The sequence below is a fragment of the Nodularia sp. UHCC 0506 genome (genome assembly GCF_034931045.1).
Lineage (GTDB): Bacteria > Cyanobacteriota > Cyanobacteriia > Cyanobacteriales > Nostocaceae > Nodularia.
The window spans coordinates 1,074-18,815 of record NZ_JAYGHH010000052.1 but is presented as its reverse complement, the minus strand read 5'-3'; the positions used below and the strand labels follow the sequence as shown (position 1 = coordinate 18,815).

The following is a 17,742-nucleotide window of genomic DNA, read 5'->3' as shown; positions in this document are numbered from 1 at the left end:
CCATCGCGCCAACTCAATAACCCGGATTTCTCACAACCAGGATTTTGGGCTAAATCGCGGAATACCCCTGAATCTCTACCTCACCTCTTAAAAAATAAAATTAGCTTTTTGACTTAAACTAATTATATAGAAAGCTAAAAAGTTAAATTTATTAATTGACAAATTTAATAAATTAGTTTAAGTTAATTAGCTAAATTAATAAAAATATATATGTTGACGATTACCGTAAGCTCCTTGAGTGGCGGACAGGGCAAGACGACAACATCACTGTTCCTGGGGCGACTGCTATCGCGCCAGGGATTGCCCACCTTGATGCTAGACTCCGACCCCCAACATAATCTCACCACCTATCTGGGGTTTGAGTTAGAACCCAACCAACCAACCCTATTGGAATTTCTCAAAAAAACAGTTGCGCCATCCGATTGCATCTACCCAACTCAAGACAACGACAATTTATTTCTCATCCCCGCCGACGACCAACTTGATACCGTACAAGATTATTTATCTAACAGTGGAGTTGGTGCAACCTTACTCAAGCGCCGATTAGAAGCCATCAGCCAAATTTTCAAAGTCTGTATTATCGATGCCCCACCCCAGCGATCGCAAATTTGTTTAACAGTCATTGGCGCAGCAGATTTTTTGATTATCCCCGCCGAAGCATCGGTCAAAGGTTACGGTTCCCTGGTGCGGACGCTGGACTTACTTGGCGGCTTGCAAGATGTCGGCGCAACCAATGCTGAGGTATTAGGTGTTTTACCCTTCCGAGATCGCTGGTTTGGTAACACCCAAGCCCATGAAAGTCGGGCGGCTGTAGATGGAATGCGTGATGAAGTTGGCGAGGGGTTAGTTATACCCTCAATCCGTGAATCAGAACGCTATAAACAAGCCATCAACAAACGTACAACTCTCTCGCAATTGGGATATACCGACTTGGAATATCCATTTGAAATTTTAATTGCCAAAATTCACACTTCACTTGGGGGTAAATAAAATGTCAGATGATGTACTTAACCAACTACGCAACAAACGCAATCGCTCCACAGTTGAACCACGCCAGGATGCACTCGTTCCGAAAGTACAACCCCAAGCCCCAACACCCAAACAAAACTTACCACAAGAACCCAGCCCAAGCGAACCAGCCCACCCAACTGCTGCACCAGCAGACACCATTGCCGAACTCCAAACCGAACTCGAAAAATACCCCGAAACTCGACGACATTCAGCGATCGTTCTCGAAAAAGACCTCGACCAAGAATTAACTCGCTTTTGTAAAGATAGGGGCATCACAGTTGAGGTATTTCTAGAAGCTGCTTGGACTTTTGCTAATGCCGATAACGCAGTTTTAGAAAAAATCACCACCCAAGCCAAGCGCCGCTACGACCAACGTAAGCGAGTTGGTCAAATTAAACGGTTAATTACTATGTTGAGTAATTCGTCAAAGTGATAGATGTTGAGAGGGCGATACTCAAGTGAGACTTTCCCAATACACTTAGCGGGAGAGGATGTCAATTAATCCGTCTATACCCGAATTATTGCTCATTGTTATCGAACAATTTCTAACCTTGGCTCATAAAGCGATACAGTAGGCAACTCCCCACGCGATCGCTATTCTCTTCTGTATATATGACCGTGACAGCATCTGAACCAGACCTTTTCACCTTTACAAATTTCATACCAAATCTTCCAATAAGGCTGTAATTCTTCCCTGCGCTTTAGTGCGGTTGTCATCGTAAATCATTAAAGTATTTAGATTCGCGTGACGGCTCAACTTTTGCACACTTCTCACATCTCCCCCACTTACATCCAGCGCCGCCGTCACCGATGAATGTCTGATTTTATGCGGGCTGACAATTTTAGAAATACCTGCTTCCTTGGCGTGGGCTACCACCATCTTACGGATGCCATCCCCCGTCAGCCGATGCCCGTAGTAAGGCCGCAAAGAAATAAACAACGGTTGCTTAATGTCTAATTCCTTCCTGTCCCACAACCAATCCTGAAGGGCGTTGCAGGTCTTGGGATGCAAATCGATATTATCCTTTTGGGTTCCCCTTCCCTTTCCTAAAATGCTCAAAGTCCTAGCTTCTAAATCCAAATCCTCAATATTGCAGTGGGAAATCTCCTCCCGGCGCAGGGCATTAGCCCACAACAGCCGCAGTAGCGCATAATCGCGTTTACCTTTGATTGTTTCCCGGTCTGGCATTGCTAACATTTTTTTAAATGCTTCTGGACTAATGCCCGTCGTATCGCGGTAGGGTTTGATTTTCTCACTCTTAATATCAGCCAAAGTCCAGTTACATTTACCCACCTTATAGGCATAGTTAACCAGAGACTTAATTGCTGCCAACCGCCGATTCACAGTTGCTTCCTTTAACCCCTGGTCAATCAACACCGCTTTGTAGCGCAAAACCAGAGTTACAGCCGAGTATCTGTCCATCTGCAAGAACTGCACCACCAAAGCGGGTGTAGGTTCTTCAGAGCATACCGACATAAAAAACTTTTTTAAATCTTTAGCGTACTCATGACGAGTGCTTTTATTGCGCTTATCCACCAACAGTTCTGCCAACAGGTCACGCTCGGCCGCAATGGCGAAGGGATTGACCAAGGAGAGTGAATGTGACCCATCAGCAGATGACATAATTTTATCGAAAATAAACCTTTTCGATAATTAACTTATCACGTATTTTATGGTGTTTCCTCCTCAGATGGAGTTTTATTTTCTCGCTCCCTAGACAGACTTAATTCATCAATACCCAATCTGCGTTTCTTACTTGACCCAGTGCATTCTTGACATACTCACCGACCTAAAGGTGCGGGGAAACACTTGACGCTTCACCGACTGATGCTACCGTTCGCGCAGCGTCGCCACTGCCCAAGTGTATGATTAAGTTGGGCAAGGCTTTTGGTAACAGTTTCTAACTTTTCTGACAAGTGATTCTTCAGCTTTTGTGCTTGTTGTTGAGGTGATGTCGATTCTATACTTTCTTCTATACTCTGGGTGAGATGCCCCAAGACTGTTTCAATTTGTTGCAAGCGATTGTCTACACTCGAAGTATTATGTACCTGATTTGCTTCCAGTGCTGAGAGTCGGTTGATGATGTGGTGTAGAACATCTTCTATACGATGGTCAGCGACTTCCGTTTGCCCCAGGACTTGATGCAGAGTTTGGACTACTAACTCTGTAGCTGTATTTCCTGCTGCGCTCTAACTTTTGCTTGTACTTCAGCCTCAGCTTCAATCTCTGCTTTCACGAAAGAAGCATATAAATTGATATCTGAATTTACAGTTTCAAAACTCACAGCCAGTGCAAAAGGTACATCAGCATTAGTATCCTGGTTCCATCCCGTATGTCCAACTACAGCAATACAGAAGCCTTCGCGTAGCTCATAGGATTTTACAGTCGCCCAATCTTTCTGAACAGTTCCTGTACTTCGGGACAGTTCTTTTACTATGCCATCAATACCATTTGGTCGTGTTTGTCCATTGGTAGGCTTAAACTGTCTTTTCCCTAGTGTCCATTGGAACAGCTTGTCACCTTTCTCAGCCTCTTCTGGTGCATCGTACTCGCTGAGGACTCTATCGAGAAATCGGTCTGGATCTTCTCCTCGTTTGCTACAAGTCCAATCTAACCAAGTTGATAGATATTTCCTGCGATTACGTCGGGTACGACGAGGTTCAGCGACATAAGAAAGTGTGATTTCAATCAAAATGTCAAATCCTTCTCCTTGAGGCAGGAAATTTTCTGGCACTTTTACTTGATAAACCTTAGCTTGTCGAGCTTTAATACGTTCTAATCCTCTAGTTGTTAGCGTTACACGATTTGGGGAATTGCCCAGAGCGCGATTAATATCTGGAATACCATAACCCATAGTCCGAATGGCATGATAGAGATTAGCATCCGAGTTATTCGTCCACCCTGGTAAACGTGCTGATTGAACAATGAGTGCGCGGTAAAGCAGTGTGCTTTCTTGAGGGAATGCTGCTTCTAATGCCGCCGCGATATGTGTGACTTTAGGAGCGGCAAAAGATGTCCCCACGGCATCGGCACTGACAGCTTGACCACCATCACGGGTTGAACGAACCAATTCTGGGCAGACTGACTCTGGTGTAGTAAAATTTGGTAAATTTGGAGAGTCAATCACGTAGTCACCCCCATATTCAACCACTTCTGGTTTAATAGTGTCCCAAATGCCTGGACCTGAGCAGGAGAAAGAAGAAGGATAATTCTCTTTTGCGATCGAACTTAAGGGCGGACTACTATAAGTGTGGTGAGCAATAGAACCAACAGTTAGAGCTTGAAAACTTTGAGCTGGGTTAGCAACTCTTGCAGAAGGTTGCAGCAGATATTCTGGATAGTTACGACCTGCTTGTATATGAGCGAAAATTGAAGGGCGTGTGACATAGTTTGCGCGTGCCTCAATATTACCAGCAGAAACAATGAAGAGAACATCATTTTCCCAACTCAGCTTATCAATAGCTGCTGCCCAAGGAGTCATTGATTGAGTGCGACATGGCGAAATTCCACCTATTGAGTGGTTATAAATTCTGGTTCTAGTTTGGCGATAATAAATATCTACAATTTCCTCTAAAACATCAGGCGGAAATAGCAGTCTAGGTAGTTGCTTTCGGTCATTGAGAATCCTGGCATTTTGAAGCCAACACACTGCCTGCTGACGACCTGTTTTAGGAATGCCTCGTGGGTATAAAACTGCTCCCGCAACCCTTGTTCCATGCCCACCATTTCTAAAATAATCATAATCAGCAGTCATATTATTTTCTCCAGGCACCCAAGATGTAGAGAGAGTGGGGTCAATAGCAACTCTCAGTTTAGGGTGAACCTCTTGAATGCCACTGTCGATAATACAGACTTTGGGTGCGTTTGGCTGAGGTGGTTCTAATTCAAACTGTTCGTGATCTGATTTAGAGTTATTGGGTATAACAGATGGAACGCCAAATTCATCAGGTTCACTGACATCGAAAATATATGAAAAATTGAGAACAAGGTCTTTCAAACCTTTTCCAAGAATGCGAATCCGGCAGGAAAAGCTATCGGGTAAGCGTAAAATACCCACTTCGTAGCCTTGAACAGACCGCAAAATTTCTCCACGGTATAGTGGTTGTCGAATAAATTTCTCAAACTGGTCTTCTCTCACTAAATACAGATCATCCCACTCTTCAGATGTGAGATTATGGTTATCCAACCATTCATCAATCTTTTTTTGAAAATCTGCATCGCTCTTACAGCGTTCCCGCTTAGGACATTTGGAATATTGTTCTTGAATGTTGATGCAAGAAATACCTACATCCACAATGTATTCTTGATGATCTGAAATCTGATCCCACTGGGATTGAAGACTAGGTGAAAGAATATACTCCGGTCGCTTAGTCCCGTCCAAAATTTCCCATATTTCTGGAACCTTGCCACCACCCCTCTGGGAATCAATGAATTGCTGAATCTTTTTTCTGAGTTCCGAGAGTTCTATGTCTGCTGAAGCTCCAATAATGTAGCCTTCCTCCAAATCGGCAACAACCTCAATCCCGAAACTTTTCAGCGCATCTGCATCAAATAAATTGGGATCTACTTGTAAAATGAATGAAATTGCATCTGGGAGATCAGGTTTACCCTCTTCCTTCCTTTTTTCGCGTTCTGCTTCCCAATTTGAGACAATAGTTGAGATGGAAGACTTTAGCTTGCCACCATGTCCACCAGCATTACCTCGATTCGCCAGAGTTGTTGCAGAGATTTTCCTCCCACCTCCTGTAGGTGGGGCAGCAGTTCCTTGATTTGTCAAACGTAGAGGTAAATGAGAAAATTGATTCAATTGCTCAGACATGGGAAATTACAACGTCTTGAATAGATGCCTCAAAGTGTTCTTGGATGACAAGTTCTTCTCGATCAAGGATGGCGCGTTTCGCGGCATCTTGAGCAACTCGAACAATCTGTGCAGCTGAAAGTTTATCCAGTTTTTGCACGATCATTTCCCAGTTGATTATGCCAACCTCAACCGAGGAAAGTGTCTGTTTTAATATAGCCTCGATTTCTGCTGCTGTAGGCTTTGGCACTTCTATTACATCATCAAATCGTCGCCATACGGCTTCATCCAGAAATTTAGTCAGGTTTGTCGCAGCAACAAGCAATCCATTTGATGCTTCGTATTCATCAAGTAATTGTAAAAAAGTATTAACAACTCGTTTAATTTCGCCAACTTCCTGAACATCTTCCCGTGATTTAGCGATCGCATCACATTCATCAATAAACAACAAACAAGGAGTTTGAGATGCTGTTTCAAATACTTCGCGCAAATTAGTTGCTGTTTCCCCCAAAAATGAAGAAACCATTGCATCAAAGCGTACTTTTACAAGAGTCAGTCCTGTATTCCAAGCTAAACGTTCAGCCCCCATCGTTTTTCCGCAACCGGGAGTACCGTAGAGTAGAATTTTTTGGCGGTAGCGTAAACCGTGATGAGCCAATCGGTCACGAGCAACATATTCTCTTTCGATACGACGAAAACGATCTTCCACAACATCTGAAAGAATCATGTGGTGTCGCAAACGCTCTCTAGGAATCGTAACAATGAATGGATGGTTAAAACGCTGCTTACTTGACAGCAGAGTTAGGGAGTGAGCGTCAGATGTCTTTGAAATAGTTTCGCTAGAAGATGTAGTTGGAATTACATCACGAGATATATTAGGCGAAAGTGTTGACTTCTCTGGTGCAAGGCGAGGAGATTGACGACTACTTTTGTGGGTAATATTTTCGAGTTGTTCAGCCAGGAGAGAGTGTCCTTTTTTACGCTCTTCTTCAACGACTACAGATAGCATACTTTGGATCGCAGTTTGATCTTCACTGGCGATCGCTCTAAATAGCCGTTTGAGCAACTCTCCTTTCATTTTGTTAATTTACTGCAATATAATAGTACTATTGTATTACTGGGTGCGGGACAAGGCAAGATTGCTTGTAAATACCCGATTCCTCGTTATCTTACATTGCCTTACTGCTGCGTGTAACTGCCTTTATGAAATTCTTCATAAGCACCAGAGGCGCTCACCTCTGGTTTAGACGACGCAAGTACTCTAGGTTAAGTGGTTTCGTTGAACCAAGAATCCCCGTCGATTTATCGTGGGGAGTGTCAACGAGGCTTAAATACCACAAATTATTTGGACTCAAGTAGCTGGCGATATTGATTTGAAATGTCGTTAGGCATTACTGCTAGAACATTTGGGAATATTCGCTGTAGTTCTTCAGCAGTAGAAATGATTTTTGCCATATCAGGGCTGATGGATATAGCAGCACATAATCGCTTGTTCCACCTGCCTACAGGGGTTTGGAAGTTTAAGTCTGCCGTTGTAAAATTGGGATCGGCTTGAGCGATCGCAGCATCAACAATTTTTATAGCCTCTTCGCTATTGGTTACTGCGGGTTGCTCAACTGCTGCGGGTTGCTGAAAATCAGCATACATCTGATGTAGCCTAGCTTTTTCATCTTGGCTAAGGCATTGCCAAGCCTGATCCATCAAGCTTTGGACTATTCTGCCGCTAATTTCAGCCCATGAAGTAGCGGTTTTGAGTGATGCGATCGCGCTTTCCACTTCTGCTGGTTGATGAACTGCCAGTGGTTGATAAACTTCTGCTGGTTGATGAACTTCTGCTGGTTGATGAACTGCAACTGGTTGATGAACTGCAACTGGTTGATGAACTTCCACTGGTTGATAAACTGCCACTGGTTGATGAACTTCTGCTGGGTGATAAACTGCAACTGGTTGATAAACTGCAACTGGTTGATGAACTGTCACTGGTTGATGAACCGCCACTGGTTGATCATCCCACTCTGACTTAATAAACCCTATGCCCTTGATGATAGGAATCGACCGTTTTGACGTTTCATCATAGCGAGTGGCTTTGCTTGCCTTCGGGAATAATTGCAAGATGCGGGGGATAACTTGGTTTATACCCTTGACATTTTTATCCGAAGGGCGAACCTGATCAATCCAAACTTTGCGGCCGCCATCCTCTTCTACCAATGTCCCTGAGTCCTTATACCATTGCTCTAGCGTAGACCACAGCACTTTAGCTGACATCTCCCCATCATTGCGATAGCCCAAGCTACAATCCTCAGCAAACTGGAATAGATGATTATTCTCTTTCTGCATTGAGGAAAATACCTCAGCAGTGCAGCTATAATCAATTCCCTCAGATACCAGCGCTGTTAGCCCTGCCAACATCTTATTTAAAAATGCTGGGGCTACTTTTTCCCGCACAAAATCGATATCATAGGCAAACCGTGGATCGGCTTGCAGTTCGTTCGGGTTGTCTGGATCAGGATTGGATTTAAATGTTTTGAGAAACTTCAGAGGGGCGATTCTATCTTGTATGGCCTGAATTGTTCCATGTAGACTTGGTGTTTCATTTAAATTGAAAATTCCAGTTGCCTTGGGGATAAATTCTAAATGGTCTTTACCTTTGCGCTCGGAGTGTAAAACGTTGCCAGTAGCAAACAACTTTAACGATTGAATCCGATCAAGTCTTGGTGTTTGTGGGTTCTCTGATGCCCAATTAACTCGGCTATTCATCAGTGGAGCTAAGGAAAATTTTCTGCCATCGTCATAGTTTGAGAAATCAGCTAAACTACAACTGGTAATTGCTTGATTGCCGTAAATGATAGACACCACTTGCCTCAAGGCATCCTTACCGTTAGAACCTAGACCGCAAGCCAAAAGCAATTTAATCTCTCTTCCTCTAATCTTCCGCACCTCTTCCAAATCAAGACTAGCGCCCAAATTCCTGAGTAGGATTTGTTGCTGCTGTTCATCTAGGCAAGCTAGGAGGCGATCGCACTCTGTAGGATCAGCGTTAGGGTCATACTTGATTAGTGGCTCATAGGTGAAATAATGCTTGGTTGGATTATGTTGCTCTAATGTTGGCATAGGGTTTCTCATAATCCACTTAATACAAACCACCCCATTGATACAATTAACCCCAGGAGGGTTAAGTAATGTGGGGTCAATTTCAACGCGGAACTTTGCCCACTCTAGCAACTCTTTAACCTTGCTGGGCTTGGCATAAGGGAATACTAGATTACCTTTATCATCGGTGGTGCAATAGCTGTTGCAGTAACTCGCAATTCGTGGACGCTCCACTGAATCAGGAGAATTTTTATAATGTGTCCCATCCCAGAAATAAAGCTTATTCTCAGCCGATATCCAAGGCTTGTCACCGTATAAAAATTTGAACCCTTGCTGCAAGAATGTACTATGGGGATCGCCTGAGTCGGGTATATCAAGATCATCTGATGGTTCGGATTGTTTTTGCCTGATAGCTGCTATTTGCTTGAGTATTTCGCTTGCTAATTTGTCGCCGTCCATGCCAGATTTTAGAAGATCAACTATATCCCCTTTATCACATAAATTGGGATGAATTGATTTTAAGTCTATGGCGACAAAATGCACACCAGCTTTAGCCGCTAATTTAGCCAGTTTATGGGCTTTTTTCTCGCCAGTGCTATCATTATCTGCAAGATAAGCAATGATAAATTCTTCATCACCCATCCTTGATTTTAATTCGTTCATGGCAAAAACTTGATCTGCTTCCGCACCGTTGCCCATGACGCTAATACTTGCTAATCTTTCACCCCTAGCAGCTTCTACACACTTCTCGCCTTCATGCCATAAAATAACGGGTATAACTTCCTGATCAGCGTCCATGCCTTCAAGAATCGTTACCATCATGGCTGTAATGGCTTCATCTTGACGGTAAGCTTTCCAAGGGTAATCACCTTTGTTGTAGTGGGGTTTGCCGTCGATATTGCGTAAAGTTGTAAAGGTTTTGATCGCCCCTTTTGATTCAGCTTCACAAGGGCATTGCCACCTGATGGTCTGCTTACCATCACCATAGTCGTAGGCGACCACGGAAATTTGGGTTAATTCTTCTGGTCTGGCTTGCTTTTTCTCAAACTGAGATGTCACCGACTTGGGTATGTGGTGCGGTTTGGTGGGTTGTGGGATATCTGAAGGAACTTTACTCAGTCGAGCGATCACTAGCGGCTGACTAGGGAGTGGGATATCGGAAGCAACTTTACTCAGTCGAGCGATCGCTAACGGCTGACTAGGAAGTTGATTATGGAGTTTAGTAGGGAGTGGTGCCGCAATTGGCTCGACTGTTTTCGCCCGAATGGGAGTGATAAACCTCGTTTGGTTGTTGGCATTACTGCTGACCACTTCCGCCCAAGGTCGAATTGCTTCCCGGATATCCTTACACTCGCACCCATTGAAACATTGGTACTTGCCAGTCTGAGGGTGGATGCTGAGGTTATGCCCCTCGCAAACTGGACAGATATATTTATTTTTTTCCTTTGCTGGAGTCAGGGAATCAATGTGGTTGCGAATATCGAATGGAGTCAGTTCGGAATTCAACGGCTGACGCAGCTGCGGTTGTGCAGGTGTAGCACTGAATGGGGTAGATGATTGATCTTGTTTGTCACCTTCTACTGGCTGGTTGTTGGTGGTTGAGACTTGAAATACTTGTTCTGACATTTGACCAATCCTCCTTAGTGTGTATTGGGGAGGAATTGGAGCTGTCCTGTGGCAGTCATCTTTTAGTACAAGCGTTCGTCAATCTCAAAGGTGAAAATTTCTGAATCGCTTTTTTTGTCTGAGTTCGCCACTGTGACATGGTTTTGTTACAATAGCTTTACAGCTCAAAATCTAAGATAAGATTGCTGTTAGGGATATTAATTAGGCGGCAAAACCCAATCCCAGCTCCAATTCTCCAATTCCAGCAATTGGATCGACTTTGAAAACTCCTGTGTCTCATCGAGAACCAAGGGGTTTTCGCCATTTCTCCTATTGGTATCTGGCTAACCAAGCCCTGATAAACTCGGTTATTTCTTCCGACTGAATGACAAAGGCAGTGCCTTTTCTCCTGAGCGCCAAAATCCTCATACTTCCCATCTCAGTATAAAGATGATCATTATGATTTGGGTCAGCCTGGGTAGGAGGCCATAAAATTAGAACTTTGGCTGCGGGTGTTTTGATCGCCTCTTTCGAGGTCATCCAAAACAACTCGCGGTTTTTGTTGAGCCATCTTTCGTAGTCTGATAACTCAACCAGTGGACAGGGTTTCCACGTTGTTAAACCCTGTTTATTTTTCTTTTTTACCTGTAAAATTTCCCTCTTTTCGTTGTATACCACCTGACTATCTCCCCGCGAACGAATGGAGATAAACAAGTGTGTTTTTCTTGGAAACCTGATAAACAAGTCAATCGGATTCTTGTCTGTGGGCTTCAGCACCGGAAAGACTTCTATGCCTTCGCTTTTGAACTCTTCCAGAAGTAGGGCTGTCAATTTTTCCAGTCGTGCAATCTTTTCAATGCGTACTAAGGGTTTGTAAGCACACCCAAAAAGCAACAAGCCCGCCGGAATCATTGCGCCTGTAGCCAATGCAGAGCCACCCACCGCCAACACCAGAGCTGAGTCAGCATTTTTCGCCTCCCTAAGCATCTCTAACGCCGCTTCATTGTGCGGCGGCAGTTGAAAATCGGGAGGTGGGTCTTTCATCGACAACATTCGAGTGACCAGATATGCATATTAATAATACCTATACTGATATTAATGCTTGACACGGCATTTTTCACTGTCATGGAGTTTTACTTCAAAATTTTGACAGATTTTATGCCTTGACTGCATTTTTGAATGAGCAGCCACCTCTTAGCTTCGGGTTCTAACGCGGGCATAACCCGAAAATTAAAAACATCTGCCCAAGTTTCTACGCCGTAATTATCGGCAAACTCTAGTTCCAGTTCTTTGAACCGTAACCAATTGCGCTCGCTAATCGCTGTGAAAATGGGAATAAATGTAATTAGGGGTATTAGAGTTGCTGTTTCAGTCATCTGCGTAATCCTCAAAAATACAAACTATTGGTAAGGGTTCATCCTCTGTATCAATTATTTCTAACAGTCGCCTACCCGTGTTTTTGGCTATTCGCTGGCAATATTCTTCAGATGCAGCTACAGACCAGTCTCTAGTTTATATTGGTGGTAGGTAGTTTACTGTCTAAGTAATTGCTCTAAAATTCTCTCTAATCTTTCTATCGCAGCATTAGTAGAAATTTGGCTATCTCTTAATTCCAGAACTACATCATCTAAAATGGTGTTCCTAGCCCTGGTGGTATCTATAAAATCGCTGGCATTTTCTACAAATCGCTCAATTTTTTCGCCCATAACCTGAACGGTTACAGATAAACCGTCAAGCTGTTTTTGGGTCACATCCTGCCTATCAATCAATCGATTAATTTTGTGATCTGACGACTCCGCATATCTGGCTGTAGCAACTAGCAGTTGCTTAACTGTGTCTAATTCGTCTTCAAAATGATTAAGGCGCTGTGCGTCTGTCATTGGTTTACTCCTGATTGGGTGCAATATTTAATTTTATTTACGTCTATCATCTAAAAATTTTTTTACCAAAGTTAAAACTAGTGCTGGTACAGTGCGGTATTCTTCATCAGCCGCACTTTGTAATTCTTTCATTTCCTCCTGTGATACTCGGATGGTAATTCTAGGCTTAGTAGAAGGCATAAATATATAGGTGTCATCAGGTAACTATTATTTTCGCTCCTTTTGCCTAAACTGTCTTTGGTTTTATAAATATGTTGACAGGTGGCGACACCTGTCGCTATCATAACAGCATAGCTAATCAAACAGCAACCAAATACTGATTGAGTCCCGATATCCCCCAAAACTAGCCTGTAATTCTTTGCTGCGAAAGGCTTTTGAAGAATTGACGCGACACAATAACCCATACTGCTATTGATTGCTATATGACCATATACCGATTTAAATTGATTGCTGTATGACCCATGAAACCGAGACGCTGCAAGCATTCCACAGATTACGATTTATTTTTAGATTTTCCTGCTACTAAATCCCACTTGGCTGAATTATTAGGAGTCGCACGATCCACTTTAGTCACCTGGGAAAATATAGCTTTTTGGAGAATTACCAGCTTTAGGGATGCCTACCCCAAGAAAGCAGATGGGAGTAGGGACAGAGAATCACCCCTCAGCCCTTATCAAGCCTGGGTTTTGAGCCGTGTAGGTCGGTTAATGGCACAGTTACGCCGTTCCGAGAGAGTGAGGGGTTATATCCTCCAAAATCCCAACGACTTTAGCAAGTACAGCTACACCAAAGCCCAAAAACAACTAGCCAAAATAGGAGCCTGAAGCCATGCCAGCACGTAAAAAAGCCACAGCAACAGCGCCAGCAACAGAAACAACTATCAAAGACGCGGCTAGCAAACTGGGAACCACAGAACAAGCTCTCAGACTGGCTTTATCTCATATACGCCCTGACGACTTCGATACCACCAAAACCTTATCTAGCCTAGATTTAGAGGCAGTTTCCAAGCATTTACAGCAGCCACAACTACCAGCAACAGCCACAAAAGAGCTACAAGAGCCGACACAAGCTGATAACAGCGAAAAGCTGACACAGCAAGACTCACAGCCAGCCACAGAACCAACCACAAATGACCCTATAGGGCAATTAGCCGAGCAACCAAGCCAAGACAAGCTAGATAAGCCATTCCAACCTTCCGATGCTTACCAAGCCTCATTAGTTGAAATGCTGGCGCGTCAAGCCACTCAGGAGATAGAAGCAGTTGACGGATTAAGCCGAGTAAAGAACGCCGTTATCCTCAACAACCTCAGCGCCCGTGATGCTGAACTTGCCCAACAAATTCAGGAAAGACATAGCGATCGCAAGCACCAAATCATGGGAAGTATCCGAGATGTGGCCGCACTTGCACAAGATAAGCCAGAAGTTACCCAGGACGATACAGACTTAGGCGATGAAATCAACAACATCATTGAACAACTGGGGAAGTCTCTAGTCCGGTAAGGGTCAAGCGTAATCTCTTATTCTTACCTCTCGATGCCCTTAATTTCACACTAGAAAAAACCTTCAATCTATTCTCAGGACGTGGTTATGTTTAAAATTTTCGACCAATTCAACAACGCGATCGCTTTCACAATCAACACCATCTTGGGGGGAGAGTTTGCCAATTATGCGTAAATACCTCCCTGGTGATGAAGTTACCGCCGCACCTTACAAAACGGGTAAAGTCATCGCCAGTCAAGGAAATAAAGTAATAGTGACTTGGTGGAATGGCATTACTCACCAGTACAACGCCTCAGACCTTGACCACTACGAACATAAATCTGGCTCATGTTTTCAGTTATCCCTATTTGGATGAAACCATGCTAATTAATTCCTCGCCCCTCCCATGCTGGCTTGATGCCAAAAATACAACCGTAGCGATCGCACTCATTGAGTCTGGTTTTGGATACGAAGGAACCCTAGAAGGCGATGATATCGACTACCTCAAAACCGTTGCTTCTGGTTGGGATATTGGTAATCGCAGTTGGGACAATTCAATTGTTGTCATCTTTGATGAAGCTGTATTTAGTTTCAATTGCCACGGAGAAAGCGATTTAGAACTGCGTTGGGAGCAAACACAGAAGCTAATCAAATCAACACTTAGAGATTACCGCCCACAAATCAACCACAACCAACTTGAACTATTCGCCGCGTAAAAAAAAGGCTTTCCAAGTCACTGGAAAGCCCAAAAATTATGACACAAAAATATCCTTGGATTTTAGCACTATGCCAGATGAAATCCACAACCAGATAGAATCCCTCAAAACGGACTCACAACAGTTAGACCAGACTCTAGAACGATATGACATTGATGAACTTCTAGAGAATGAATTTAACCAGATTGATCAGCAATTCCGCCAACTAGAAATACAATACCAATCCTTGAAAAATGCTAGGAGATTCTTAAATAATGGCTAAATTAACCAATGCTCAAAAAGCCGCATCAAAAGAGGTCGCAGAAAAAATTGCTAGAGGTTCGCAACCAGCTTCTACACCAGTTACAACGACTAACTCACCCGTCAATTTCACCGATGCTAAACTACCCGGACTTTTAACAATAACTCCCGAAACAGTACCGGGAATGATGCCCAAATTCAACCCAGAACTGTACAAAATAGAAGACCCTTTAAACCCTCCTGAGTCACTCCCCCAAGCTACTCAAAGCCAGTTTGACACAGGGATGAAGGTTTACGAAGATGCAACACGGGCGATTAAACTAACTGGCGCTGCATTAGACTTGACCCGTGAAAAATTTACCGTCATTGGCAAGCATTCAAAAGCTTTCGGTGCTGGCGTTATGGCTGCTACAGAAACCGAGAAAGTGCGCGGTAATGTACTCGATTATCTTAGCCAGAAAGAGACAACCTCGCAGAAAGGCATTGGCTTAGACATTAATCAGAATGCAACCATTGTTAACGGTAATATCGCCGTACTCACCAAACAAGATTCAGACGAAAAGCTAAAACAGGCGGAAATTAAATCAGAAGAATTGCGACTCAAAACCATTGAAGCACAAGGTAAATTAAACAGTTTTAAGCAGCAACTAGGGGAATACATGGAGGTATCAAGATGAAAGTCAGAATAACAATTTGTGCTTTAATTCTTCTGGCTTTTGGTTATGGTTTAGGCAATATTATCTACTACTCAAGCCAGCCTCAAACTGCCCCAAGATTAGCTAATGTTGAGGAAATCTAAATATGAAATTGTCTACAAGCATAAGCTTAAGTGTTGCCAGTCTTTGCGCTGGCTTTTTATTATCCAGTTCTGGGTTAAAATCTAACGTTGCCCTAGCCGCCGCCGCCGCGATCCCCACAGCCTTTGTCACCTACTTAGCAGTTGACTCTAAAGCGCAAAGTAAAATCAACCAAGCCCTAGAAACCAACCGCAAAGCTGGTGTTACACTCCACAAAGTTATCCGGGATTTTGATAGCTGCAAATCCAGATTAGCCACAGTTACAGCCCAGTTGGAGGATTTAAAGAGTGAATTGGCACAAGCCAGAAACACTGTTAACTCACTGGGCAGGGGAAAATTAGAATGTGTTGGGGAGTGTGAAAGATTGCTATCGCAACTTAACCAACTAACCCAAACAATCAAGCAATTAGAACTAGACCGAGAAGGCGACGCGGGAAAAATTACCTACTATCAGGAATTAGCGATCGCTTGGGAGGAGAATTTTACCGCCAAATTAGAAACTGAAGTTACCCACAGGTTAAAACTGGCTAAACAGACAGAACTAGAAAAAATCTATCAGGAGCATGACCAAATCACAGAACAATCAATGGAACTGTTTCGCCGGCTTCAAAGTTGGAGTGAGAAAGTAGCACACGGTCACAACTCCAAAAAGGAAATTATCAAAAGCCTTGCCAACTCCTACAACCAAAATTTGGATCAGATTGGGAATGCAGTAGAAGCCGAGCGCTCAAACTACCTTGAACAAATCGAACTGTTAAACGAGCGAGTGGGGCAATTGCAGCAAGCGTTAGCCGGCGACTTGTTAGAGCCGGAGTACAAAGACTTTGGGTTTAATGAATCGGGACGGATTGCCAACGCGATCGCACTCTGGCTATATTCCCAAAAGCAAATCCCACTCCGCGTTACAGGTGCAGAAGAGGACGGGGGAATTGTGACGGCTGGCTATTCCTACTCAAAGGCGATTAACCCAGATGGACTGGTTAATTTAATCAAAGATTCCTCCAAGTCCATCGCCCAAAATCTGGGAATTTATGCCGTCACGGATGTTAAAAAATTGCCCTATGCCGATGTATTGGTGGTCAAGTTTCGACGCGATCGCCCACAACGAAAAGCCGATAAAGGTACTTTATACCGTAGCCAGCAAAACTTTATCGACTACATTTTGAGCCAACCCGTAAGACTTCGCATAATTGGCGAACCTGGAGCGGGTAAAACTCCCACGGCTTTAGTGCTAATGTCTCACCTTGTAAAACGTGGTTTTCTCAGTGGGAATATGCCCACAGGTAAAAAGTTAAATTATTTGAAATTGGCTTTTTGTAACCCCTTGGCTGGCATCAGTGTGAAAAACAGCAGTGATTTAGATTTTTGTTTGCAGTGGGATACAGCGAAAGCCGGATTTAGTGGGTTAGCCAGTGAGTATGATTTTCGGAAATTACCCCTGAATTCTGAATATAAGGATAATGTGGGCTATCTGTGGATCATGGATGAGTTTGATAACGCTGTGAGCGACTACCCAGACGGCGCAAAGGTATTTAAAACAGCACTCAAAGACGGCGGACACACCAACATAGGCATCATTGTTCTCGGTCAAAGTGCGATGGTCAGCAACACCAAAGCCCTGAAAATTGATGATATGAAGATGTTTACTGATATTTACATTGACCCCAGTAGTATCAGAACATTCTTAACCCAGTATGGCGATCGCTTCTACAGTAAGTCAGCAGTGGAGAGAGCGATCGCTAACCTTGAACAGCTAGAACTAGAACTGGAGGAACAGAACGAAAGCATTGCGGACACTGCCAGAGAATTTAGAATCGCTATGGTTTGCCAAGACCGTTCGCCCGTCTTTTACCAGTTGCCATACTTCGATTCAGTTGATATTGATTTGGAGTCCTACCAGGGCCAGTTAAGCCAAATTGAATTATTGCGCCGTGGTCAAGCTGTAGAGGGACAAACTGTTTGTCCTCACTGTGGCTCTACAAGTCACAAGAAAAATGGCAAGGCACAAGGTAAACAGCGATTACAGTGCCGAGACTGCAATAAAAATTTTTTGGTGTAGGCAATGGAAAATAGATACTTTACTAGTGGCAACTACCAAGCCAAAAGCGACCACGAACCCGGATAT

19 protein-coding genes are annotated in these 17,742 nt (G+C 43.6%); 10 read left to right on the top strand and 9 right to left on the bottom strand.

Annotation, left to right across the window (positions count from 1 at the left end; translation table 11 throughout):
- The first annotated feature begins 210 nt into the window (after positions 1 to 210).
- Positions 211 to 990, top strand: a complete 780-nt coding sequence (locus tag VB654_RS21320) for a ParA family protein (RefSeq protein WP_323215804.1) — start codon at positions 211 to 213, stop codon at positions 988 to 990.
- Between the two features lies 1 nt (position 991).
- Positions 992 to 1,444, top strand: coding sequence for a hypothetical protein (locus VB654_RS21315; RefSeq protein ID WP_323215803.1), 453 nt, complete (start codon positions 992 to 994; stop codon positions 1,442 to 1,444).
- Positions 1,445 to 1,669: 225 nt separating this feature from the next.
- Here the strand turns inward: VB654_RS21315 and VB654_RS21310 are convergent, their stop codons facing one another.
- From VB654_RS21310 to VB654_RS21270, 9 genes are all read right to left on the bottom strand, one after another.
- Positions 1,670 to 2,635, bottom strand: a complete 966-nt coding sequence (locus tag VB654_RS21310; protein ID WP_323215802.1) for a tyrosine-type recombinase/integrase — start codon at positions 2,633 to 2,635, stop codon at positions 1,670 to 1,672.
- Between the two features lie 194 nt (positions 2,636 to 2,829).
- On the bottom strand, positions 2,830 to 3,030 hold the full coding sequence (locus VB654_RS21305) for a hypothetical protein (protein ID WP_323215801.1): 201 nt from the start codon (positions 3,028 to 3,030) through the stop codon (positions 2,830 to 2,832).
- Positions 3,031 to 3,170: 140 nt separating this feature from the next.
- Positions 3,171 to 5,831, bottom strand: coding sequence for a S8 family peptidase (locus VB654_RS21300; protein WP_323215800.1), 2,661 nt, complete (start codon positions 5,829 to 5,831; stop codon positions 3,171 to 3,173).
- Entirely contained in the window at positions 5,824 to 6,888 is a 1,065-nt protein-coding gene (locus VB654_RS21295) for an ATP-binding protein (RefSeq protein ID WP_323215799.1), read from the bottom strand. The genes VB654_RS21300 and VB654_RS21295 overlap by 8 nt, the downstream gene beginning before the upstream one ends.
- Before the next feature lie 263 nt (positions 6,889 to 7,151).
- Positions 7,152 to 10,526 (bottom strand): hypothetical protein, encoded by a 3,375-nt coding sequence (locus tag VB654_RS21290; RefSeq protein ID WP_323215798.1) that lies wholly within the window; start codon positions 10,524 to 10,526, stop codon positions 7,152 to 7,154.
- Positions 10,527 to 10,835: 309 nt separating this feature from the next.
- Positions 10,836 to 11,558 carry a hypothetical protein gene (locus VB654_RS21285; RefSeq protein ID WP_323215797.1) on the bottom strand — a complete coding sequence of 241 codons (723 nt, stop codon included), beginning with the start codon at positions 11,556 to 11,558 and terminating at the stop codon, positions 10,836 to 10,838.
- A gap of 80 nt (positions 11,559 to 11,638) precedes the next feature.
- Positions 11,639 to 11,881 (bottom strand): hypothetical protein, encoded by a 243-nt coding sequence (locus tag VB654_RS21280; RefSeq protein ID WP_323215796.1) that lies wholly within the window; start codon positions 11,879 to 11,881, stop codon positions 11,639 to 11,641.
- Between the two features lie 156 nt (positions 11,882 to 12,037).
- The gene (locus VB654_RS21275; protein WP_323215795.1) at positions 12,038 to 12,385 is read right to left on the bottom strand and encodes a hypothetical protein; all 348 of its coding nucleotides are present in this window, start codon (positions 12,383 to 12,385) and stop codon (positions 12,038 to 12,040) included.
- Between the two features lie 33 nt (positions 12,386 to 12,418).
- Complete coding sequence (locus VB654_RS21270) at positions 12,419 to 12,565, bottom strand: hypothetical protein (protein ID WP_323215794.1); 147 nt, start codon at positions 12,563 to 12,565, stop codon at positions 12,419 to 12,421.
- Positions 12,566 to 12,846: 281 nt separating this feature from the next.
- Here VB654_RS21270 and VB654_RS21265 point away from each other — a divergent pair, with 281 nt between their 5' ends.
- The 8 genes from VB654_RS21265 (at position 12,847) to VB654_RS21230 (ending at position 17,676) form a co-directional block, all read left to right on the top strand.
- Positions 12,847 to 13,209 (top strand): hypothetical protein, encoded by a 363-nt coding sequence (locus VB654_RS21265; RefSeq protein ID WP_323215793.1) that lies wholly within the window; start codon positions 12,847 to 12,849, stop codon positions 13,207 to 13,209.
- A 4-nt stretch (positions 13,210 to 13,213) separates the two neighbouring features.
- On the top strand, positions 13,214 to 13,885 hold the full coding sequence (locus tag VB654_RS21260; protein ID WP_323215792.1) for a hypothetical protein: 672 nt from the start codon (positions 13,214 to 13,216) through the stop codon (positions 13,883 to 13,885).
- A gap of 166 nt (positions 13,886 to 14,051) precedes the next feature.
- Positions 14,052 to 14,240: a hypothetical protein gene (locus VB654_RS21255; RefSeq protein ID WP_323215791.1), complete on the top strand. Its 189-nt coding sequence runs from the start codon at positions 14,052 to 14,054 to the stop codon at positions 14,238 to 14,240.
- A 4-nt stretch (positions 14,241 to 14,244) separates the two neighbouring features.
- Positions 14,245 to 14,580, top strand: coding sequence for a hypothetical protein (locus VB654_RS21250; protein WP_323215790.1), 336 nt, complete (start codon positions 14,245 to 14,247; stop codon positions 14,578 to 14,580).
- 70 nt (positions 14,581 to 14,650) lie between these two features.
- Complete coding sequence (locus tag VB654_RS21245) at positions 14,651 to 14,842, top strand: hypothetical protein (protein WP_323215789.1); 192 nt, start codon at positions 14,651 to 14,653, stop codon at positions 14,840 to 14,842.
- Positions 14,835 to 15,497 (top strand): hypothetical protein, encoded by a 663-nt coding sequence (locus VB654_RS21240; RefSeq protein WP_323215788.1) that lies wholly within the window; start codon positions 14,835 to 14,837, stop codon positions 15,495 to 15,497. The genes VB654_RS21245 and VB654_RS21240 overlap by 8 nt, the downstream gene beginning before the upstream one ends.
- Positions 15,494 to 15,619 (top strand): hypothetical protein, encoded by a 126-nt coding sequence (locus tag VB654_RS21235; RefSeq protein WP_323215787.1) that lies wholly within the window; start codon positions 15,494 to 15,496, stop codon positions 15,617 to 15,619. Before VB654_RS21240 ends, VB654_RS21235 begins: the two co-directional genes overlap by 4 nt.
- 2 nt (positions 15,620 to 15,621) lie before the next feature.
- Positions 15,622 to 17,676, top strand: a complete 2,055-nt coding sequence (locus tag VB654_RS21230; RefSeq protein ID WP_323215815.1) for a transposase-like zinc-binding domain-containing protein — start codon at positions 15,622 to 15,624, stop codon at positions 17,674 to 17,676.
- Positions 17,677 to 17,742 lie beyond the last annotated feature (66 nt).

Excerpts from the sequence above, each read along its gene's own strand:
- VB654_RS21275 (WP_323215795.1), bottom strand. The coding sequence starts at position 12,385 with ATGACAGACGCACAGCGCCTTAATCATTTTGAAGACGAATTAGACACA.
- VB654_RS21230 (WP_323215815.1), top strand. The coding sequence starts at position 15,622 with ATGAAATTGTCTACAAGCATAAGCTTAAGTGTTGCCAGTCTTTGCGCT.
- VB654_RS21310 (WP_323215802.1), bottom strand. The coding sequence starts at position 2,635 with ATGTCATCTGCTGATGGGTCACATTCACTCTCCTTGGTCAATCCCTTC.
- VB654_RS21255 (WP_323215791.1), top strand. The coding sequence starts at position 14,052 with ATGCGTAAATACCTCCCTGGTGATGAAGTTACCGCCGCACCTTACAAA.
- VB654_RS21295 (WP_323215799.1), bottom strand. The coding sequence starts at position 6,888 with ATGAAAGGAGAGTTGCTCAAACGGCTATTTAGAGCGATCGCCAGTGAA.
- VB654_RS21285 (WP_323215797.1), bottom strand. The coding sequence starts at position 11,558 with ATGTTGTCGATGAAAGACCCACCTCCCGATTTTCAACTGCCGCCGCAC.
- VB654_RS21250 (WP_323215790.1), top strand. The coding sequence starts at position 14,245 with ATGCTAATTAATTCCTCGCCCCTCCCATGCTGGCTTGATGCCAAAAAT.
- VB654_RS21320 (WP_323215804.1), top strand. The coding sequence starts at position 211 with ATGTTGACGATTACCGTAAGCTCCTTGAGTGGCGGACAGGGCAAGACG.
- VB654_RS21270 (WP_323215794.1), bottom strand. The coding sequence starts at position 12,565 with ATGCCTTCTACTAAGCCTAGAATTACCATCCGAGTATCACAGGAGGAA.
- VB654_RS21260 (WP_323215792.1), top strand. The coding sequence starts at position 13,214 with ATGCCAGCACGTAAAAAAGCCACAGCAACAGCGCCAGCAACAGAAACA.
- VB654_RS21235 (WP_323215787.1), top strand. The coding sequence starts at position 15,494 with ATGAAAGTCAGAATAACAATTTGTGCTTTAATTCTTCTGGCTTTTGGT.
- VB654_RS21245 (WP_323215789.1), top strand. The coding sequence starts at position 14,651 with ATGCCAGATGAAATCCACAACCAGATAGAATCCCTCAAAACGGACTCA.
- VB654_RS21280 (WP_323215796.1), bottom strand. The coding sequence starts at position 11,881 with ATGACTGAAACAGCAACTCTAATACCCCTAATTACATTTATTCCCATT.
- VB654_RS21300 (WP_323215800.1), bottom strand. The coding sequence starts at position 5,831 with ATGTCTGAGCAATTGAATCAATTTTCTCATTTACCTCTACGTTTGACA.
- VB654_RS21265 (WP_323215793.1), top strand. The coding sequence starts at position 12,847 with ATGAAACCGAGACGCTGCAAGCATTCCACAGATTACGATTTATTTTTA.
- VB654_RS21240 (WP_323215788.1), top strand. The coding sequence starts at position 14,835 with ATGGCTAAATTAACCAATGCTCAAAAAGCCGCATCAAAAGAGGTCGCA.
- VB654_RS21290 (WP_323215798.1), bottom strand. The coding sequence starts at position 10,526 with ATGTCAGAACAAGTATTTCAAGTCTCAACCACCAACAACCAGCCAGTA.
- VB654_RS21315 (WP_323215803.1), top strand. The coding sequence starts at position 992 with ATGTCAGATGATGTACTTAACCAACTACGCAACAAACGCAATCGCTCC.